Below are 18312 nucleotides of genomic sequence, written 5' to 3'. Positions count from 1 at the left end.
AAAATGGCTACTGTGATCGGTACAGTTACAAACGTTCAAGGTATGGCAATTGTTGTGGATGCAAATGGCAGTCGCCATATGTTGAAACAGGGCGAAACGCTGCATGCAGGAGATAAAGTAATTACTGCCTCTGGCTCGGCGGTTACTGTGAAACTTGCAAATGGTGAAACTGTTAATTTTGCAGAAGCGCAAACCGTCAAAATTACGGATAACCTTGCGCAAGTTGATGTATCCGATGTCACAGAAAATGCTGTTAACCAAGCCGTATTTGATGCCGTTTTAACTGCCTTGAATGAAGGCCGCGATGTTACTGAGGTGCTTGATAACCCGGCTGCTGGTGAAGCAGGTAGTGATGGTAATGCCTCATTCGTTAACCTGGATCGCATCCAAACGCAAGATGGTTCTGGTGCAAACTATACAGGGGGCAATGCTGCTGGCGGTGGGGCCGGAGATGGTGGCCGAGGGTTTAGTCCTAACTTTGTTTATTTAACGCCATCTGGTGCCGCTCCTTCGGTGACTCTTGAAGATGATGTTGATAACAACAACTTCATTAACCAAAGCGAATTAAATGGTAAGCAATTTGTAACTGTCTTGATCGGATTGCCTGTTGGTGTTGAGCCTGGTGATGTTTTAAATGTCACCGATAACAATGGTACACGTGCAATTGTTATTTCTGCACTGGATATTTCTCGAGGAGGGATTACACTAGAAGTAAGTCCGTTGCCTCCTCAAGGCTCAACAATAACCGTAACAGCATCGATTACAAATCAGTCTGGTCAGACCTCGCCGTCAGCGAGTGACTCTGCTGTACTCGATACGACTCCCCCATCAGCACCTAATGAGTACCAAGTTATTGACGATGTCGCTCCTGTGGTAGGGCAAATCTCCAATGGGGGCGTAACGAATGATAACGTTCCCGAGTTTAAAGGCGAGAATCAAACGCCTGGTGATATTGTTACTGTCACAATTAAGGGCTCGGATGGTACGACAGTTACAATTACCGCTAGTGTGAAGGCTGATGGGACCTGGAGTGGCCTTCCTTCTGTCCCATTGAAGGATCAAACTTATACAGCCACGATCACTGCGACAGACCCGGCAGGTAATGTAAGTGTGCCAACTGCCCCTTTTGTATTTACTGTTGATACGGTAAACCCAGACGCTACAGCTATTAGCGGTCAACTGCCGGAAACTCTCATTGACGATACAGGGTTTAGTCAAACAGATAACCTTACCAAGAACCGCGCTCCAACCTTAACGGGTACGACAGAAAAGCTGACAGACACTGTGATTGTTACCATCAATGGTGGAACATACAAGGCTGTTGTTACTACCGATGCTTCGGGTAAGGTTGTGTGGAGCGTGACGTTAAAAGACGCGAATTTACCTGATGGTACCTATACACCACAAATCAAAGTGACTGATTTGGCAGGTAATGTCACCATTAAAGCCAGTGAAACATTTACTGTTGATGGAACACCGCCAGTTGCGCCAGGCGCTTTTGTAGCATACGACGACTTTGCGCCTGTGGTTGGAAATATTATTGATAAATCTACCACGAATGACAATATTCCTGATTTTTCTGGTTCTGGCGCAACCCCAGGTGATTTGATCAAAGTATATGATGGTGTAAATGTTATTGCGACTGCTATAGTCAAACAAGACGGTACGTGGGCGGCGACACCATCTAAAGCGCTTAATGACGGGCAGCATGTAATTACAACTACAGCTACCGACCCGGCAGGTAACGAAAGTGATAAATCTTCAACACTTACATTCACAGTTGACACACAAGCGCCGAACAAGCCGACGATAGACAGTGTCTTTGATGATGTAGGTGCGGTGACGGGTAATGTATCGAATGGTGGCTTTACCGATGATGCTAAGCCTACGATCAGTGGTAAAGGTGAGCCTGGCTCCACTATTACTGTATATGACGGCAAGAATGCGATTGGTACAACCGTTGTAAAAGCGGATGGTACATGGAGTCTTGAGCCCTCTAGCCCATTGCTGAACGGTACAAGAGAGTTGACGGCTGTTTCTACGGATGCTGCTGGTAACAACAGTGTGCCTAGTGACAAGTACGTGATCAATGTCGACACGAATGCGCCACAAGACCCATCAATTGTTCGGATTGACGACGACTTTGGTGCAAAACAAGGACCGATTCAGAAGAACAGCACAACAGACGATACGACGCCGACTGTGGTAGGTACAGCGGGAGCTAATCTGAAAATCAATGTTTATGACAATGGTGTACTGATTGGCACAACGACTTCTGATGCGAAGGGAGACTGGGTATTTACACCGACTAAGCCATTGAGCGAAGGCAATCACAATATTACTGCGACCGCAGTAAGTGCAGCTGGGGTTGAAAGTGGCAAGACAGGTGGGTTCCCATTTGTAGTAGACACCACGCCACCTGCGGTGAACGTGAACCAAATCACCGATGACGTTGCCCCGAAAGTTGGAGCGATCAACACTGGGGATACGACAGACGACAACACCCCAACGGTAAGTGGTACAGGCGAGCCTGGAGCTACGATCACTGTGTACGATAACAATCAGCCGATTGGTACGACCACAGTGCAGCCAGACGGTACTTGGAGCTTCACACCGACGACCCCATTGGTAGATGGGCCGCACAGTATCAATGTCACGGCGACAGATGCTGCTGGCAATACCAGTGGCAAGACCCCAGCGACTAACTTCACAATTGATACAAGTACAGTAGGCGTGCCGACGATCACGGCGATTAACGATGACGTTGCGCCGATTACAGGGACAGTTGCACAAGGTGGGGACACCAATGACACGACGCCTACTGTTGTTGGTACAGCACCAGCGGGTGCGGTCAGTGTAGAAGTGTTCTTGAATGGTGTTTCACAAGGTACGGTTGCTGTGAATAACGGTAGCTGGAGCTTTACGCCGAAAACGCCGTTGGCTGATGGAGCTTATGGCTTCAAGGCAATTGCGATCAACGCAGCAGGCAAGCCAAGTGATGCGACCCCAGAGTACAAGATCAATGTAGATACGAAAGCGCCGGTAGCGCCTACGATAGACGACGTACAAGATGATGTTGGTAGCAAGCAAGGCACGGTTGTGAATACTGGTGTGACAGATGACACCACGCCGACGATTTCTGGTAAAGGTGAAGCTGGTTCACAGATCACTGTGTACGATGGCAATACCGTATTAGGCACAACGACCGTGAAGGCGGATGGTACTTGGAGCTTTACGCCAACAACGACGTTGGTAGATGGGTTACATACGTTTACAGCGAAGTCTACGGACAAGGCTGGCAATGAGTCGCCAACCTCTAACAGCTATGCAGTGACGATAGACACACAAGCGCCGAACAAGCCGACGATAGACAGTGTCTTTGATGATGTAGGTGCGGTGACGGGTAATGTATCGAATGGTGGCGTAGCAGATGACCCAACCCCAACTTTGAGTGGTAAGGCTGAAGCAGGTAGCACTGTGACTGTTTATGACGGCAAAAATGCGATTGGTACAGCTATCGCCGACAAAAACGGTAACTGGACATTCACACCATCGACTGATATTGCTAAAGGCTTGCATAACTACACGGTGACTGCAACAGACAACGCTGGCAACACCAGTGTGCCAAGCGATAACTATGCTTACACTTTGAACCAGTCACCAGTTTTTGTGACTTTAGATGGCAGTGCCTCTGTGTCTGAAGATGGATTACCAAGTGGTATTCTGGATCCAGGTGAGCCTTCAAACATTATTGCTTCTGGTGATTTAGGTATCTCAGATCCAAATGGTGATTTGCAGAGTGTGACATTGACTGCACCAACTCAAACCTATACGTCTGGTGGCGTTGCAATTACCTGGGCTGGAAGCAACACCGGGACGCTGATCGGTTCTGCTAATGGTCAGGAAATCTTGCGCATATCCATTGATAACTCAGGCAAGTACGCTGTCAAGCTGTCTGGTCCGCTGGATCACCCTGCTCAAGGTGAGGATACGCTTGCCCTGAAGTTTGGTGTAAATGCTAAAGACTCTGATACCACAACTACTGGTTCTATCACTGTTAATGTGGTTGATGATGCGCCGATTGCTACCAATCAGACGGTCACTGCTCAGGGCGACAAAGGCACAAACATCATGTTTACCATTGATGTCTCTGGCAGTATGGCGACATTGGATGGTATCAATGGTACCTCACGTCTTGCTAGTGAAGTGAAGTCCATCAATACCTTGTTGGATCAATATGCTTCATTGGGCGGTGATGTCCGCGTCATGATCGTGACTTTCTCTGATGGCTATTATCAGAAAACACCAACTTGGGTGACCATCTCAGAGGCAAAACAAGTGCTTGCTTCACTGCAAACGTTATCTGGCACCAATTATGATGCGGCGCTGGATGGAAGCAAAACAGCCTTTAACTCTGTCGGTAAGATCTCAGGCGGACAGAACATTGGTTACTTCTTCTCTGATGGCGAGCCAAATAGTGGCCGTGAAGTAGGGGATAGCGATAGACAGGCATGGGAGGCCTTCCTGAAAGCCAATAACATCAATGAATATGCAATTGGTGTGGGTAGCAGTGTTTCTGCAACGCAGGTGGCAAACAGCATGAACCAGGTTGCGTACAATGGCTCAACTGGCACGGATACAAATGCAATTCAGGTATCTAACTTTGCGCAATTGGATGCTGTACTGAGCCAAACTGTACCAACCCCTGTTGTTGGCAGCTTGACCAGTGGTGGTGGCTTCGGCGCTGATGGTGGCTATGTCAAGTCAGTGGCGATTGAGGGGACCACTTATACCTTTGATGCTAAAACAGGTTCAATTGCCGTCGCTGGGACGAATAATAGCTCTTACAATGCGACCACTCATCAGCTGACAGTGGTCACTAAAGCTGGCACATTTGTTGTAGACATGGACGATGGTAAATATGCCTTCACCCCAGGACAGACAAAAGTAACCCTCATCAACACCACTTTTGATGCCAATGGCAGTAGTCAGCAAACGCCAGTGCCTTTAGGCTGGTACACAGACAACAAGAGTGGCACGATTGAGATTATGCCAAGCACTATTTATGGCTTGTCTGCAAGTTACGGCAATGTGCTTGAGATTGAAAACTATAACGGTGATGGAAATCTATACACTTATATCAATCCAAGCAAAGATGCAGTGGTGACATTAAGTTTTGATTATGCGGCACGTGCTGGTCATACATCAGGGGTTGACTCTGCAATTCAAGTAATTGTGAATGGTAAAGTCATTGATACGGTCAATACTGGAAGCTTGAACATGAGTACATTCTCATACAGCTTCACAGGGACTGGTAGCCAGATGCGCGTGGAGTTTAAATCAGTGGATACGAACAGTACCGGTGGTTTGCTTGATAACATTAAAATCACGACTTCAAGCACCACCCAGCCTGCAGACAGCACTAAGGTCACTTATACATTAAGTGACAAAGATGGCGATACCAGCACTGCTGATTTGACGGTGAATGTGGCGAAAAATAATACCTATACACCTACACCGCAGGTGGCGCCTGATGTCTCTACGGCTGTCGGTGCGGCTGGCTTGATTACCTTGCCTGGTCTGTTGAATGTTGATTTGCTTGACTTCTCAAGTCGTCAGAATTTCACAGCAAGTGATGCCAATAACAACATTACTAACGTCAATATTGCGTTCAATGCTGGGATTGGTGTGATCATCGGCTCTACACTAATGAGTTACTCGCAAGCGGTAGCGAATGAGTTAGGCTTAAAAGTAAGCTATACAGAAAGTAGCGGCTTCCTTGGCTTAATCGGTGCAAATGGCAAACTGGTGGTTACAGCTGCTGACGGTGGCACGATCGACAACCTTGCTCTGAATGAATTCCTGTCAACGGTGAAGGTGAATCCGCAGCTTCTTGGCGTCAATGTGTTGGAAAACTTTACGATCACTGCAACTGACAGTACTGGCCTGCAAGATAGCGCAAGTGCAAGCAATCTGCTCAATCTCAGCTTGTTGAGTAGCAATAACACTACGCCAATTCTGGGTGGTGGTGCAGGTGACGACATTGTTAACGGTACCTCCGGCAATGACATTATCTACGGCTATGCTGGCAAAGATACCTTGAATGGTGGCGATGGTAACGACATCCTGCGTGGCGGAGCAGGTGATGACAAGCTGAATGGCGGTAATGGCAACGATATCCTGATCGGTGGTAAAGGCAACGATACCCTGACCGGCGGCGCGGGTGTGGATGTGTTCAAGTGGGATCAAGGCGATGATGGTGCTGCTGGATCTCCTGCACTTGACACAATCAAAGACTTTAATAAAGCCGCGGTCAGCCAAGGTGGGGATGTATTGGATATCCGTGATTTGTTGCAAGGTGAAAATCCAACCAACCTGGTCAACTACATGCACTTTGAAAAATCAGGTAGCGATACCATCATTCATATCAGCTCGAATGGTGGTTTCGCGAATGATGCACACAATGTTTCAGGCGCGTTTAGCAGTGGCCAGGAAACCCAGACCATTGTGGTGGCCGGTGTCGATTTAACTAACGGTCAAACCAGCGATGCAGCAGTGATCGCAAACCTGCTGACACAGCAAAATATTGTTGTGGATCACTAATCGCAGCAGTATTGCTAATAGCAGTTCAAGAGCGACCTTTGTGGTCGCTCTTTTTTATTCAGCGTTTGGGTTTGATTAGGGCAATAAAAAAGAGCGCTGCGAGCGCTCTTTTTAGAGACTGAGTTTGCGTTTTTAGAGCGCCAGCATATCTACAAACGCATTCACTGCGGTGGCTTCGAGTTTTGCCTGGTCTTGGCACAAGGCCAAAATCTCACTTTGTTTGGCTGCGTCAAAGCGGCGGGCCAAATTCACCTTGAATTTTTTCACCAGTTCCGGGATGCCTTCGCCGCGGCGGCGGCGATGGCCAATCGGGTATTCAACGGCGATGTTGCTAGATTGCGTGCCATCCTTGAAGAAAACTTGGATCGCGTTGGCAATGGAACGTTTTTCAGGATCCAAATAATCACGGGTGTATTCTGCTTTTTCCACACAGATCATTTTCTCACGCAACGCATCAATCCTAGGGTCGGCGGCCGCTTCATCCTCATAATCTAATGCGGTGAGGTTGCCTTTGAGCAAGCCAACGGCAGACATATATTGAATACAGTGGTCACGGTCTGCCGGATTGTTCATCGGGCCGGTTTTATCAATGATACGGATCGCAGATTCATGCGTGGTGATAATAATCTTGTCGATGTTGGCAATGTCTTCCAGGGTTTGCAGACGGCTGCCCACTTCCTTGTTGAGCTGGAAAGCGCACTCCACCGCTGTTTGCGCATGAAATTCGGCCGGAAACGAGATTTTGAACAATACCTGTTCCATCACATAGCTGCCGTAAGGGCGCTGGAACTTGAAGGCATTACCTTTGAACAAGACGTCATAAAAGCCCCAGGTTTTGGCTGTGAGTGCACTTGGGTAGCCCATTTCACCTTGCAAGGTCATCCAGGCCAGACGCACCGCTCGCGAGGTGGCATCGCCTGCCGCCCAGGATTTACGTGAACCGGTGTTTGGACTATGACGGTAGGTACGCAAGCTTTGACCATCAACAAAGGCATTAGACACAGCATTGATAATATCTTGTTTGTTACCCCCCAGTAATTTGGTCACAACAGCGGTAGAGGCAATTTTAACCAGAATGACGTGGTCCAGACCCACTCTGTTAAAGCTGTTTTCCAGCGCCAGTACGCCCTGAATTTCATGCGCCTTGATCATGGCGGTGAGTACGTCTTTCATAGTCAATGGCGCTTTGCCTTCGGCCACATTTTTGCGCGACATGTAATCCGCTGAAGCCAGAATCCCGCCCAGGTTGTCAGACGGATGTCCCCATTCTGCGGCCAGCCAGGTGTCATTAAAATCCAGCCAGCGGATCATGGCGCCAATATTAAAAGCGGCCAGGATAGGGTCCAGCTGATAAGGGGTGCCGGGAACTTTGGCGCCATTCGGCACAACCGTACCGGCAATCACGGGGCCTAGTAATTTGGTACAGGCGGGATAATCCAGTGCCTCGAAACCACAGCCCAGCGTATCCATCAGGCAGTTGCGGGCGGTATCGTAAGCTTCATGAGAGTTGATTTCAAAATCTGCCACGTAGTTGGCGATATCTACAATGACTTGATCGGGATCGGGACGTACATTAGAAATATGGGCGGACATAAGAGATTCTTTCAAGTAAAAATTTAAGCAACAGAGGCTACAGCAGATTTTTCTCTGTGCTCTCTGAATCCTCTGTGGCTAAAAAATGGGTAAGCCTAACGTTTGTCTAAAGGCACAAACGCTCTGTTATCCGGGCCGTTATACTCTGCATTCGGGCGAATAATCTTGTTATCGATACGCTGCTCAATCGCATGCGCGACCCAGCCGGTGGTGCGTGAGATCACAAAAATTGGCGTGAACATGCCAGTCGGAATTCCCATCATGTGGTAGCTGGAAGCGCTATACCAGTCCAGGTTGGGGAACATCTTTTTCTCGTTCCACATGATTTCTTCAATGCGGGCAGAGATGTCAAACAGCTGCATATTGCCGGCATCCTCACACAGTGACTTGCTGACGGCTTTGATCGACTCATTGCGTGGATCGGCAATGGTATACACGGGATGGCCAAAGCCAATAATGATTTCTTTGCGCGCCATACGAGCCTTGATATCTGCTTCAGCTTCATCTGGTGTTTGGTAACGCTCAATAATCTCCATGGCGGCTTCATTGGCGCCGCCATGTTTGGGCCCCCGTAGTGCACCAATGGCACCGGTGACGCAAGAATACAAGTCGGAGAGGGTGCCAGCAATCACGCGTGAGGTGAAGGTGGATGCGTTAAATTCATGTTCGGCATAGAGCACCAGTGAGGTATTCATGGCCTTGATATGCAGCTCGGATGGTTTTTTGCCATGCAGGAGATGCAGGAAGTGCGCGGCGATAGAGTCGTCATCGGTCTCCACCTCAATGCGTACGCCACGGTGGCTAAAGTGGTACCAGTAAATGAGGATGGAGCCGAAGCAAGCAATCAGCCGCTCACCCAATGCTTGAGCCCCTGCAGTATTACGGTCAGTTGCTTCCGGTTCGAGGGTTCCCAACATGGAGCAACCTGTGCGCATCACATCCATCGGATGCGCATTGGCTGGAATCTGTTCCAGTACGGCTTTGAGTGCACTGGGCAGGCCGCGTAGCTTTTTGAGCTTTTGATGATAAGCGGTGAGTTGGTGTTGGGTGGGAAGCTCACCGTGAATCAGCAAATAAGCGACTTCTTCAAACGTGGCATGTTTAGCCAGTTCGATGATATCGTAACCGCGGTAATGTAAGTCATTACCGCTATGGCCCACGGTACAAATGGCCGTGGTGCCAGCAGCCACGCCCGCCAGCGCGACGCCCTTTTTACGCTTGGGCGCTTCGCTAGCGGGAGCTGTGTTGATAGGATCAGTGGTGGTGTTCATAACTAACCTCCTTTATCTCTGGTCGCGTGCGCTTATTTTTTATACAGCGCGTCTAGTTTCTGTTCAAAAGCGTGATAGCCAAGATGCTCGTACAAGTCCGCACGTGTCTGCATCAAATCCAACACGTGTTTCTGTGTGCCATCTTTGCGTACGCGCTGGTACACCTGAAGCGCCGCCTGGTTCATCGCGCGGAAGGCTGACAGAGGGTACAAGACCATGCCAACACCTGCCGTAGCCAGTTCCTCTACCGTGAATAAAGGGGTAGAGCCAAATTCGGTGATATTGGCCAGTACCGGCACCTTGACGGCTTCGACAAACTGCTGATACATGCCCAGCTCCGTCATCGCTTCCGGAAAAATCATGTCGGCACCTGCTTCCACGCATGCACAAGCGCGGTCTATGGCAGATTGCAATCCTTCCACCGCCAGCGCATCCGTGCGCGCCATGACCACGAAGTCATCATAGGGCTTGGCATCGACGGCAGCTTTTACCCGGTCTACCATTTCCTCCAGGCTCACAATCGCCTTGTTGGGGCGGTGCCCGCAACGCTTGGCGCTGACCTGATCTTCAATATGCACCGCTGCAGCCCCTGCTTTGGCAACGCTTTTAATGGTACGGGCAATGTTAAATGCCCCGCCAAAACCGGTATCAATATCGACCAGCAAAGGCGTGTCGACCGCGTCGGTAATGCGGCGCACATCGACCAGTACATCTTCCAGACCAGAAATCCCCAAGTCAGGCAGGCCTAAAGAGCCAGCGGCCACACCACCGCCAGACAGGTAGATGGCCTTAAACCCGGATTGTGTGGCGAGCATGGCGTGGTAGGCATTGATGGCACCTATGATTTGTAGTGGCTTTTCGGCGACCAGCGCCGCGCGGAAACGTGCACCTGCTGTATTGATTTGTTGCATATTAAACCTTTATCTTTAAGCCACAGAGAACACAGAGGTCACAGAGAGATACATCAAACCGAATAAAAAATGTCTCAGATTTTCTCTGTGTGCTCAGTCAGCGCTGTGGCTAAGTATTAAAAGAACGCGTGTTCAGCATCTTCTGGCATGGCCACACCCGTTTGCTTGGCTTTTTGCAAGACCTCCCAGAAGTAGCGATAGGTCGCGCGGTCATGCAATTCACCTGCATATTGGATCGGCCCCCAGTCAGCGGCCTGTGCTGCCAGCAAAATGTTGGCGGCATCCGTCACTTCGTCATAATTCGGTTTCATGGCATCAACGATGGCCTGAATTTGTGTCGGGTAGATACTCCACATGCGCATAAAGCCAAACTCATTGCGCGCGCGTGCGGCGTCGCTAAAGGTCACTTCCACATTCTTGAGATCCAGCGTCACGTTATGGGCAGGCACGACACCATTTGCCAGTGCTGCGGAGACCACTTCCGTTTTAGCACGCGCCAGCAGGCGGTGATCAAACTGGCCAGGGCTGCGCATTGAGGCCGCAGGGATGGCGCCGTGGTGGGCGCTGACAAAGTCCATCAGGCCAAAGTCCAGCACTTGCAACCAGGGCAGTTGTGCAATCTCGTGCACTTGGCGCAGGGCGCCATGGGTTTCAATCAGGATATGCACAGGGATTGCGCGGCGTATGCCATGTTGTTTTGCAACTTCTTGAATATAGCCGATCATTTCACGGGCTTGCGCGATGTCGGTACATTTAGGGATCGTCAGGTAACTCAAGACTTCACCGGCCCCCCCCACCAAAATATCGATATCTTTTTTCCAGTGCGGATGCGTATAGTCGTGAATGCGTGCCCCCGCCATATTGTATTGGTTGGCAGCAGAATTCAGCACACGCACGATCATTTCCGCATGCGCCTGCTCCTGGCCGCTGGCAGCGCCGTCTTCACAGTCGCAGGTGATGTCAAACACAGGACCGACCGCATTGGGGTTGGCCGGGTCTTGCAAGGACAAGGCTTTCAAAATCAGCTTTTCGCTGCCTGCAAAATGCTCACAAGCCGGGATCACCGGAAAGGGTTTTTCGCCACCAAAGAGCGCCTGGTTAGGATGAACGGCCATGGTTAGTTTCCTTTTCGTGGAATTAAAACGGTGTAATCAAGGTCGAGTACCACATTGGGGTGGTAGCCCTGTGAGGTCTTGATGTTCTCAACATGATCTGGCGGAATATTCTTGAGGCCGATCATGCGTAGTCTGAGAGCGCCGAGCTGCGGGTGGGGCAGCGTCCATTGATCCAGCACTTCCGTCATGCAGTAAATCGTGTCGCCGGCGTAGCTGGGATTGGCATGTGTGCCGCCATTAATCGCCGCAATCGACAGCGCGTTTTCCAGGCCTTCAAAGCTCAATGCACGGCAGGCGGAAATCACTACGCCGCCATAGACCAGACGCAGGCCTTGTGGCGTGGATTGCATCAGATGAGCATCAAAATGCAGTCTGGCATTGTTTTGGTACAAATGGGTAGCCAGCGTATGATCGCTATCGTTAATGGTGAGGCCAGCGGGATGGCGCAAACGTTCGCCTACGGTGTAGTCTTCCCAGAAGTAACGGCCACCGGTAGCCACCGCGATTTCTTGATGCACATTAAACGGGGCGGGCAGGCGTAGATCCTTGGCAGCGACAAAGGCAGGCAAGTCAGGGATCACCGTGTCCGGCGCTGGGGCAGCCAGATTTTTCTTGTGCACCATTACCCAGCGCACCCAGCTTAAAACCGGTTGCTGGTCTTGATTGACAGAGGTCGAGCGTACCCAGACCACGCCATTTTTGCCACTTGAGTTTTGCTTGAGGCCGATCACTTCGCTGGAAGTGGTCAAGGTGTCACCGACATATACCGGCTGGATAAACCGTACATCGGCATATCCCAGGTTTGCCACGGCATTGACCGAGATATCCGGTACCGTTTTGCCAAACGCGATATGAAAAGCCAGCAAGTCATCAATGGGCATCTGCGCATAGCCCAACGACAAGGCAAACGGCGCGCTGCAATGCAATGGATTGCGTGCGCCTGTCAGCGCGATATATAGCGCTGTGTCGCCGCTGGTGATGGTGCGAGGCGTCGCATGCGGGATGACTTCGCCCAGCTTGAAGTCTTCAAAAAAACGCCCGGCGTTGATTTTGCCTGTCATGTTGATTCCTTAAATGAATTCTTCTTCTAGCTCTGCAATCGCTTCTGATAATTTGATGAGTCGTTGTGCAGCTTTAATATGGTGGTGTTCCACCAGTTTGTCGTTGACCACGACCGTTCCTTTACCGCCTTCGTTTGCCTCTTTCAGGGCTTTAATAATCAACCTTGCATGTTCGACCTCAGACCTTTGCGGGGTATACGCATCATTGCAATAAGCAATTTGCGCTGGATGCACCAGTGACTTGCCATCCATGCCTATGTCGCGCCCCAGGCGGCAGGCATATTCAAACGAATGCATGTTCTTAAAATCAGACGTAATGCCATCAATCACGCCTTTGCCATACGCACGCGCCGCCAGAATGACCAGCGATAAGGAGGTGAGGATGGCAGAGCGTTCATGCGTTACACGTGCATGCAGTTGCGAAATGAGGTCAGAGGTGGCCATCACCATACAGATCACGCGCTCAGAGGCGGCCGCAATTTCCTTAGCGTTTAATACTGCCAGCGGGCTCTCTATCATCACCATCATCGGCACATCCTTGCCACCGGCATCATCCAGCAGCTGTTGTGCCTGCAACACGTCTTCGCGAGACTCGATATTGGGGAACAGAATGGCATCTGCGCCAATATTGGCCACTGCCTTGATGTCGTCATGGCCCCAAATCGAGTGCAGATCATTGACACGCACCACCACTTCACGTTTGCCATAGCCACCTTGCTTGACGGCATTAACAACGTTTTCCCGTGATTGCACTTTGACATCCACCAGAATCGGGTCGCCCAGATCCAGAATGACGGAGTCTGCCGCTAATGTGCGCGCGCGCTCCAAATAGTGCTGATTACAGCCAGGGACATATAGCATCGAGCGTCGTGGTCTGAGTGCATATGACATGGGTTTTCCTTTGTTGCAGCGAGAATTGAATTCATTATTCATGAATAAAAAAACTCTGTCAACAAATATCTTATGTCTTATATAAGATATAAAATAGTAGACAACAAAAAAGCGCTGTGATATAAATTGAATAACTAATTTTTTGGCGTCTTTTGATGCCTGCAAGTGTGGAGTCAAGGATATGGATAAACAAGTCGGATCAGCCAGTTACAGGCCGTTATATGACCAGATTAAGGTGTTGATCACCCAGAGCCTGATTGGTGGGGAGTGGCGCCCGGGTGACATGATCCCGAGTGAGATTGATCTGGCTCAGCGTTACAAGGTCAGTCAGGGCACGGTGCGCAAGGCAATAGATAGTCTGGCTACTGAAAATATTCTGATTCGTCGTCAGGGCAAGGGTACGTTTGTCGCGACCCACAATCAGGATGATGTGAAGTTACGCTTTTTGCGTCTGACTGCTGAAACCGGCCAAAAAGAATTGTTACAGAATGAGTTTATCTCCTGTGTCAAAAGCAAAGCCAGTGTGCATATCGGCAAGGTGCTGGAAATGAAGGCGGGCGCGACCACCATAGAGGTTAAGCGCTTGCTGACTTTTTCCGGACGGCCTCTAATTTATGACCACATTATTGTGCCCGCTGCGCCATTCAAAGGCTTGAATCGCGCCAAGGTGGAAGAAAGCAATGGCTCTATGTACAGCATGTATGAGTCGCAGTTTGGCATACGCATGATCCGTGCTGAAGAGCGGATCAAAGCGGTGGCCGCAGATGCTGAAGTGGCGAAAGCCCTGGGGCTGAAAGAGGGGTATCCGCTGCTGAGCATAGAGCGCGTGTCGTTCACCTATGGCGACAAGCCAATGGAATGGCGGTTAGGTTTGTGTCTGACCGATGACCACCACTACATGAGTGAATTGGAATGATTGAAAAATCTTCATCAGCGGCGTTGAGCTGCGCATGTCCGTCTGGCTGCTGAAGTTTTTGAATTATTCGCGCTAAAAGAAATGACTTTTGGAAACACATTTTCGCGTTGTTGGGCTCCACTTGCCTAGCCAACATGTATTTTGAAAAGTCTTGGTCGACGCAAAGACTGGTGAATAGAAAGAGGTTAATGAATGGATGACTTGAAAAAACGCGCGCTGGACTACCACCAGTTTCCCAAGCCGGGCAAGCTGAGCGTGGAGTCGTCCAAGCCATGCGCAACGCAACAGGATTTATCCCTGGCCTACACGCCAGGGGTGGCCGCGCCAGTACTCGAAATTGAGGCTGATCCTGCTAATGCCTACAAATATACCAACAAGGGAAATTTGGTGGCGGTGATCACTGATGGCACAGCCGTGCTCGGACTGGGCAACGTCGGTGCTTTGGCCGGCAAGCCGGTGATGGAAGGCAAGGGCGTGCTGTTTAAACGCTTTGCAGATATTGATGTGTTTGATATTGAAGTCAATGCCGCCACGCCTGACGAGTTTATCCAGACCGTCGTCAATATTGCGCCGACTTTTGGCGGGATCAATCTGGAAGATATCGCTGCCCCGCACTGTTTTTATATTGAATCCGAACTGAAAAAACGCCTGGATATTCCGGTGTTTCATGATGACCAGCATGGTACGGCCGTGATTGTGGCAGCAGCCTTGTTAAATGCGCTTGAACTCCAAGACAAAACCTTGCCCCGCGCCAAAATTGTGTTTTTAGGTGCGGGTGCGGCGGGTTGCTCGTGTGCCAAGTTGCTTAAGCTGATGGGCGCCACTGATATCACCATGGTGGATCGCAAAGGCGTGCTCGATTTGGCGAGAGATGACTTGCATGACAATAACCGTGCGTTGGCCATTACGGCTGGCAAGGTGAGCTCCCTGGCAGAGGCCATGCAGGGCGCAGATGTATTTATCGGGGTGTCGGCCAAAAATGGCTTGCCAGCAGAGCTGGTGGCCAGTATGGCGGCCAAACCGGTGATTTTTGCACTGGCCAATCCAGATCCTGAAATTTTACCCAGCCAGGTTTTCGCCGTGCGTGATGACGTGATTATGGCCACCGGCCGCAGTGATTTCCCGAATCAGGTTAATAATGCCTTGTGCTTCCCCTATTTGTTCCGTGGTGCGCTGGATGCCAAGGCCAAACAGATTACCGAGCAGATGAAAGTGGCGGCAGCAAAAGCGCTCAGTCAACTTGCGCGCGAGCCTGTGCCGCAGCAAGTACTGGAGGCTTATCAGTTAACGTCTTTGTCGTTTGGCAAGGAATACATTATTCCCAAGCCGTTTGATCCACGCTTGATGGAATACGTGGCTGGTGCAGTGGCACGTGCAGCGCAGGCAGACGAGTAGCCGCATGATTGTTAAAAAGCAGAAAAAACAGCGGCCCAAGAATCTGGATTTATTCACGATCCGGCTGCCGGTCAATGCCGTGGTGTCTATCATGCACCGGGCCAGTGGCGTCGCACTGTTTTTGATCCAGCCATTGCTTTTATGGACCTTGTATCTGTCATTGTCTAGCGCTGCGGGTTATCAAAGCGTGGCCGGCCAATTGCAAACATGGCCAGTCAAGTGTCTGGTCACGGCCTTGGCCTGGGCGTTTTTTCATCATTTTTATGCAGGTATTCGTCATCTGGCAATGGATGTGCACTGGATGACCACCCTGCAAAAGGCAAGATTCTCCAGCCGCGTTGTGCTGGGGTTGGTGGCATTCACCATGTTGTGGATGTTATGGGCGATTTGGGGCTGAGTCAGCATGCTATTTGAACTGCTTACGGCGAAATATCCTGGCATGCGTCGCTGGCTGACGCAGCGGCTGTGTGCCTTGTCCATGGCCTTGGGGCTGTTGTTATTCTGCATGCGGCTGCTGTGGTTGTCGCCAGCAAGTTATCACGACTGGGTGGCCTTGTTTGCGCCCTGGTGGTGGCGCCTGCTGACACTGTGGTTTTTTATCTGCATGTTATTGCATGCGTGGCTGGGCGTGCGTGATGTGTTGCGGGATTATGTGCCGCATCTGGGCGTACGGTCGGTGCTGCAACGATTGGTAGATATTGCGGTGTGGGGAAATGCACTCGCAGTATTGTGGATTTTATTTGGAATGAAGATTTAAGGTGAATGGCATGACCAAGACAGCGCAGGGGACAGGTGCAAGCAAACTACAGCATCATCAGGTAGATGCCGTCATCGTCGGCGGTGGTGGGGCTGGCTTGCGTGCGGCTTTGCAGCTGGCGGAATCCGGCGCCGATGTCGCTGTGCTGTCCAAAGTGTTCCCCACCCGTTCACATACCGTGGCGGCACAAGGCGGCATTGCCGCCGCGCTCGGTAATGTGTCTGATGACAACTGGTTGTGGCATATGTATGACACCATTAAGGGTTCGGACTACCTGGGCGACCAGGATGCAATTGAGTTTATGTGCCGCAATGCGGCCAAGGCCATTATTGAACTGGAGCACTTTGGCATGCCGTTCGACCGCCTCGAAAATGGCCGCATCTTTCAGCGTCCGTTTGGCGGCATGACCCGCAATTTTGGCGAGCAAGCCATTTCGCGGACCTGTGCTGTGGCGGACCGCACCGGCCATGCCATGCTGCATACGCTGTATCAGCGCAACGTCAAGGCCAACACTCAATTCCTGATTGAGTGGTTTGCTCTGGACCTGATTCGGGATGCCGATGGGGATATCTTGGGCGTGATTGCGCTCGAAATCGAAACCGGCGACATTCATGTGATTCATGCCAAAGCCACCATGCTGGCCACGGGTGGCGGTGGCCGCATCTTCCAGGCCAGTACCAATGCTTATATCAATACGGGGGATGGCTTGGGCATGGCCGCGCGCGCAGGCCTGCCGTTGCAGGATATGGAGTTCTGGCAGTTTCACCCCACCGGGGTATTGAATGCCGGCGTATTGATTACCGAAGGCGTGCGTGGCGAGGGCGGTTATCTGGTGAATAGCGAGGGCGAGCGTTTTATGGAGCGCTATGCGCCCAATGCCAAAGACCTGGCCAGCCGCGATGTGGTGTCACGTGCCATGGCGACCGAGATTAAAGAAGGCCGCGGCGTTGGCAAGCATAAAGACGCGGTGTACCTCAAGCTAGATCATTTAGGGGAAGACATCATCAGCAAACGCTTGCCTGGCATCCGCGAGATTGCCAAAACCTTTGCCGGTGTAGACCCAACCCAGGCGCCTATCCCGGTGGTGCCGACCGCGCATTACATGATGGGTGGCGTGCCCACCAATCTGGATGGTCAGGTTGTGGTACATGACGGCCAGTCTGAGCGTGTCGTCAATGGTTTGTATGCGGTGGGCGAATGTGCCTGCGTCTCTGTGCATGGCGCCAATCGTCTGGGCTCTAACTCTTTACTGGATCTGGTGGTGTTTGGCAAAGCGGCAGGTGACAAAATGGCGGCGGAGATTGCTGCCAACCGTGTGCACAAGCCGCTGCCAGCGAATGTCGCGGATGCAACGCTGGCACGCGTTAACCGCCTTGAAAATGGTGGGGGCGAGAAAGTGGCTGAGGTGGGCTTGGCGATGCGCCAGACCATGCAAAAACATTGCGGGGTATTCCGTTTTCCTGATTTGCTGGCCGACGGCGTAGACGCCATCAAGCAGGTGGCCCAGCGTGCCGGGCAGTTAAGAATTGCTGATACGAGCAAGGTGTTTAACACGGCCAGGGTCGAAGCACTGGAGCTGGATAACCTGATGGAGGTGGCGCTGGCAACCATGCAAGCGGCCCATGCGCGTCAGGAAAGCCGCGGCGCCCATGCCCGTGAGGATTATCCCGAGCGTGACGATACGCATTGGCTCAGTCATTCGCTGTATTTTGCCCGCGAGCAAAAGCTGGTGTACAAGCCGGTGCGCCTCAAACCATTGACCGTAGAACCATTCGAGTTGAAGAAAAGGGTGTATTGAT

General features: G+C 51.0%; 12 protein-coding genes. 6 read left to right on the top strand and 6 right to left on the bottom strand.

From position 1 onward, the window contains the following. Positions 1-3: 3 nt before the first annotated feature. On the top strand, positions 4-6603 hold the full coding sequence (locus INP77_RS01800) for a retention module-containing protein (protein WP_194746984.1): 6600 nt from the start codon (positions 4-6) through the stop codon (positions 6601-6603). A 132-nt stretch (positions 6604-6735) separates the two neighbouring features. On the opposite strand, the gene INP77_RS01795 is transcribed toward INP77_RS01800, so the two are convergent. From INP77_RS01795 to INP77_RS01770, 6 genes are all read right to left on the bottom strand, one after another. Then, positions 6736-8196, bottom strand: a complete 1461-nt coding sequence (locus INP77_RS01795; protein WP_194746983.1) for a bifunctional 2-methylcitrate dehydratase/aconitate hydratase — start codon at positions 8194-8196, stop codon at positions 6736-6738. A 95-nt stretch (positions 8197-8291) separates the two neighbouring features. Then, positions 8292-9467, bottom strand: a complete 1176-nt coding sequence (gene prpC, locus INP77_RS01790) for a 2-methylcitrate synthase (RefSeq protein ID WP_194746982.1) — start codon at positions 9465-9467, stop codon at positions 8292-8294. Positions 9468-9499: 32 nt separating this feature from the next. Further along, a complete protein-coding gene (gene prpB, locus INP77_RS01785) occupies positions 9500-10378 on the bottom strand; it encodes a methylisocitrate lyase (protein WP_194746981.1) in 879 nt (292 codons plus the stop codon). Between the two features lie 116 nt (positions 10379-10494). Continuing rightward, positions 10495-11493 carry a CoA ester lyase gene (locus tag INP77_RS01780; protein ID WP_194746980.1) on the bottom strand — a complete coding sequence of 333 codons (999 nt, stop codon included), beginning with the start codon at positions 11491-11493 and terminating at the stop codon, positions 10495-10497. Positions 11494-11495: 2 nt separating this feature from the next. Next, on the bottom strand, positions 11496-12554 hold the full coding sequence (locus tag INP77_RS01775; RefSeq protein WP_194746979.1) for a MaoC family dehydratase: 1059 nt from the start codon (positions 12552-12554) through the stop codon (positions 11496-11498). Between the two features lie 9 nt (positions 12555-12563). Beyond that, positions 12564-13445, bottom strand: coding sequence for a CoA ester lyase (locus INP77_RS01770; RefSeq protein ID WP_194746978.1), 882 nt, complete (start codon positions 13443-13445; stop codon positions 12564-12566). A gap of 181 nt (positions 13446-13626) precedes the next feature. On the opposite strand from INP77_RS01770, the gene INP77_RS01765 reads away from it, so the two are divergent. The 5 genes from INP77_RS01765 to sdhA all read left to right on the top strand — a co-directional run bounded on the left by INP77_RS01765 (position 13627) and on the right by sdhA (position 18311). Beyond that, entirely contained in the window at positions 13627-14361 is a 735-nt protein-coding gene (locus INP77_RS01765; protein WP_194746977.1) for a GntR family transcriptional regulator, read from the top strand. Positions 14362-14553: 192 nt separating this feature from the next. After that, positions 14554-15756 (top strand): malic enzyme-like NAD(P)-binding protein, encoded by a 1203-nt coding sequence (locus INP77_RS01760; protein ID WP_194746976.1) that lies wholly within the window; start codon positions 14554-14556, stop codon positions 15754-15756. Between the two features lie 4 nt (positions 15757-15760). After that, the gene (sdhC, locus tag INP77_RS01755; RefSeq protein WP_194746975.1) at positions 15761-16153 is read left to right on the top strand and encodes a succinate dehydrogenase, cytochrome b556 subunit; all 393 of its coding nucleotides are present in this window, start codon (positions 15761-15763) and stop codon (positions 16151-16153) included. Between the two features lie 6 nt (positions 16154-16159). Further along, the gene (gene sdhD / locus INP77_RS01750) at positions 16160-16513 is read left to right on the top strand and encodes a succinate dehydrogenase, hydrophobic membrane anchor protein (RefSeq protein WP_194746974.1); all 354 of its coding nucleotides are present in this window, start codon (positions 16160-16162) and stop codon (positions 16511-16513) included. 10 nt (positions 16514-16523) lie between these two features. Beyond that, on the top strand, positions 16524-18311 hold the full coding sequence (gene sdhA, locus INP77_RS01745) for a succinate dehydrogenase flavoprotein subunit (RefSeq protein WP_194746973.1): 1788 nt from the start codon (positions 16524-16526) through the stop codon (positions 18309-18311). The last annotated feature ends 1 nt before the right edge of the window (position 18312 follow it).

The sequence above is a fragment of the Methylophilus sp. 13 genome (assembly GCF_015354335.1).
Classification (GTDB): Bacteria; Pseudomonadota; Gammaproteobacteria; order Burkholderiales; family Methylophilaceae; genus Methylophilus; species Methylophilus glucosoxydans.
The sequence above is the reverse complement of the archived record's forward strand: the minus strand, read 5'-3'. Positions and strand labels throughout refer to the sequence as shown.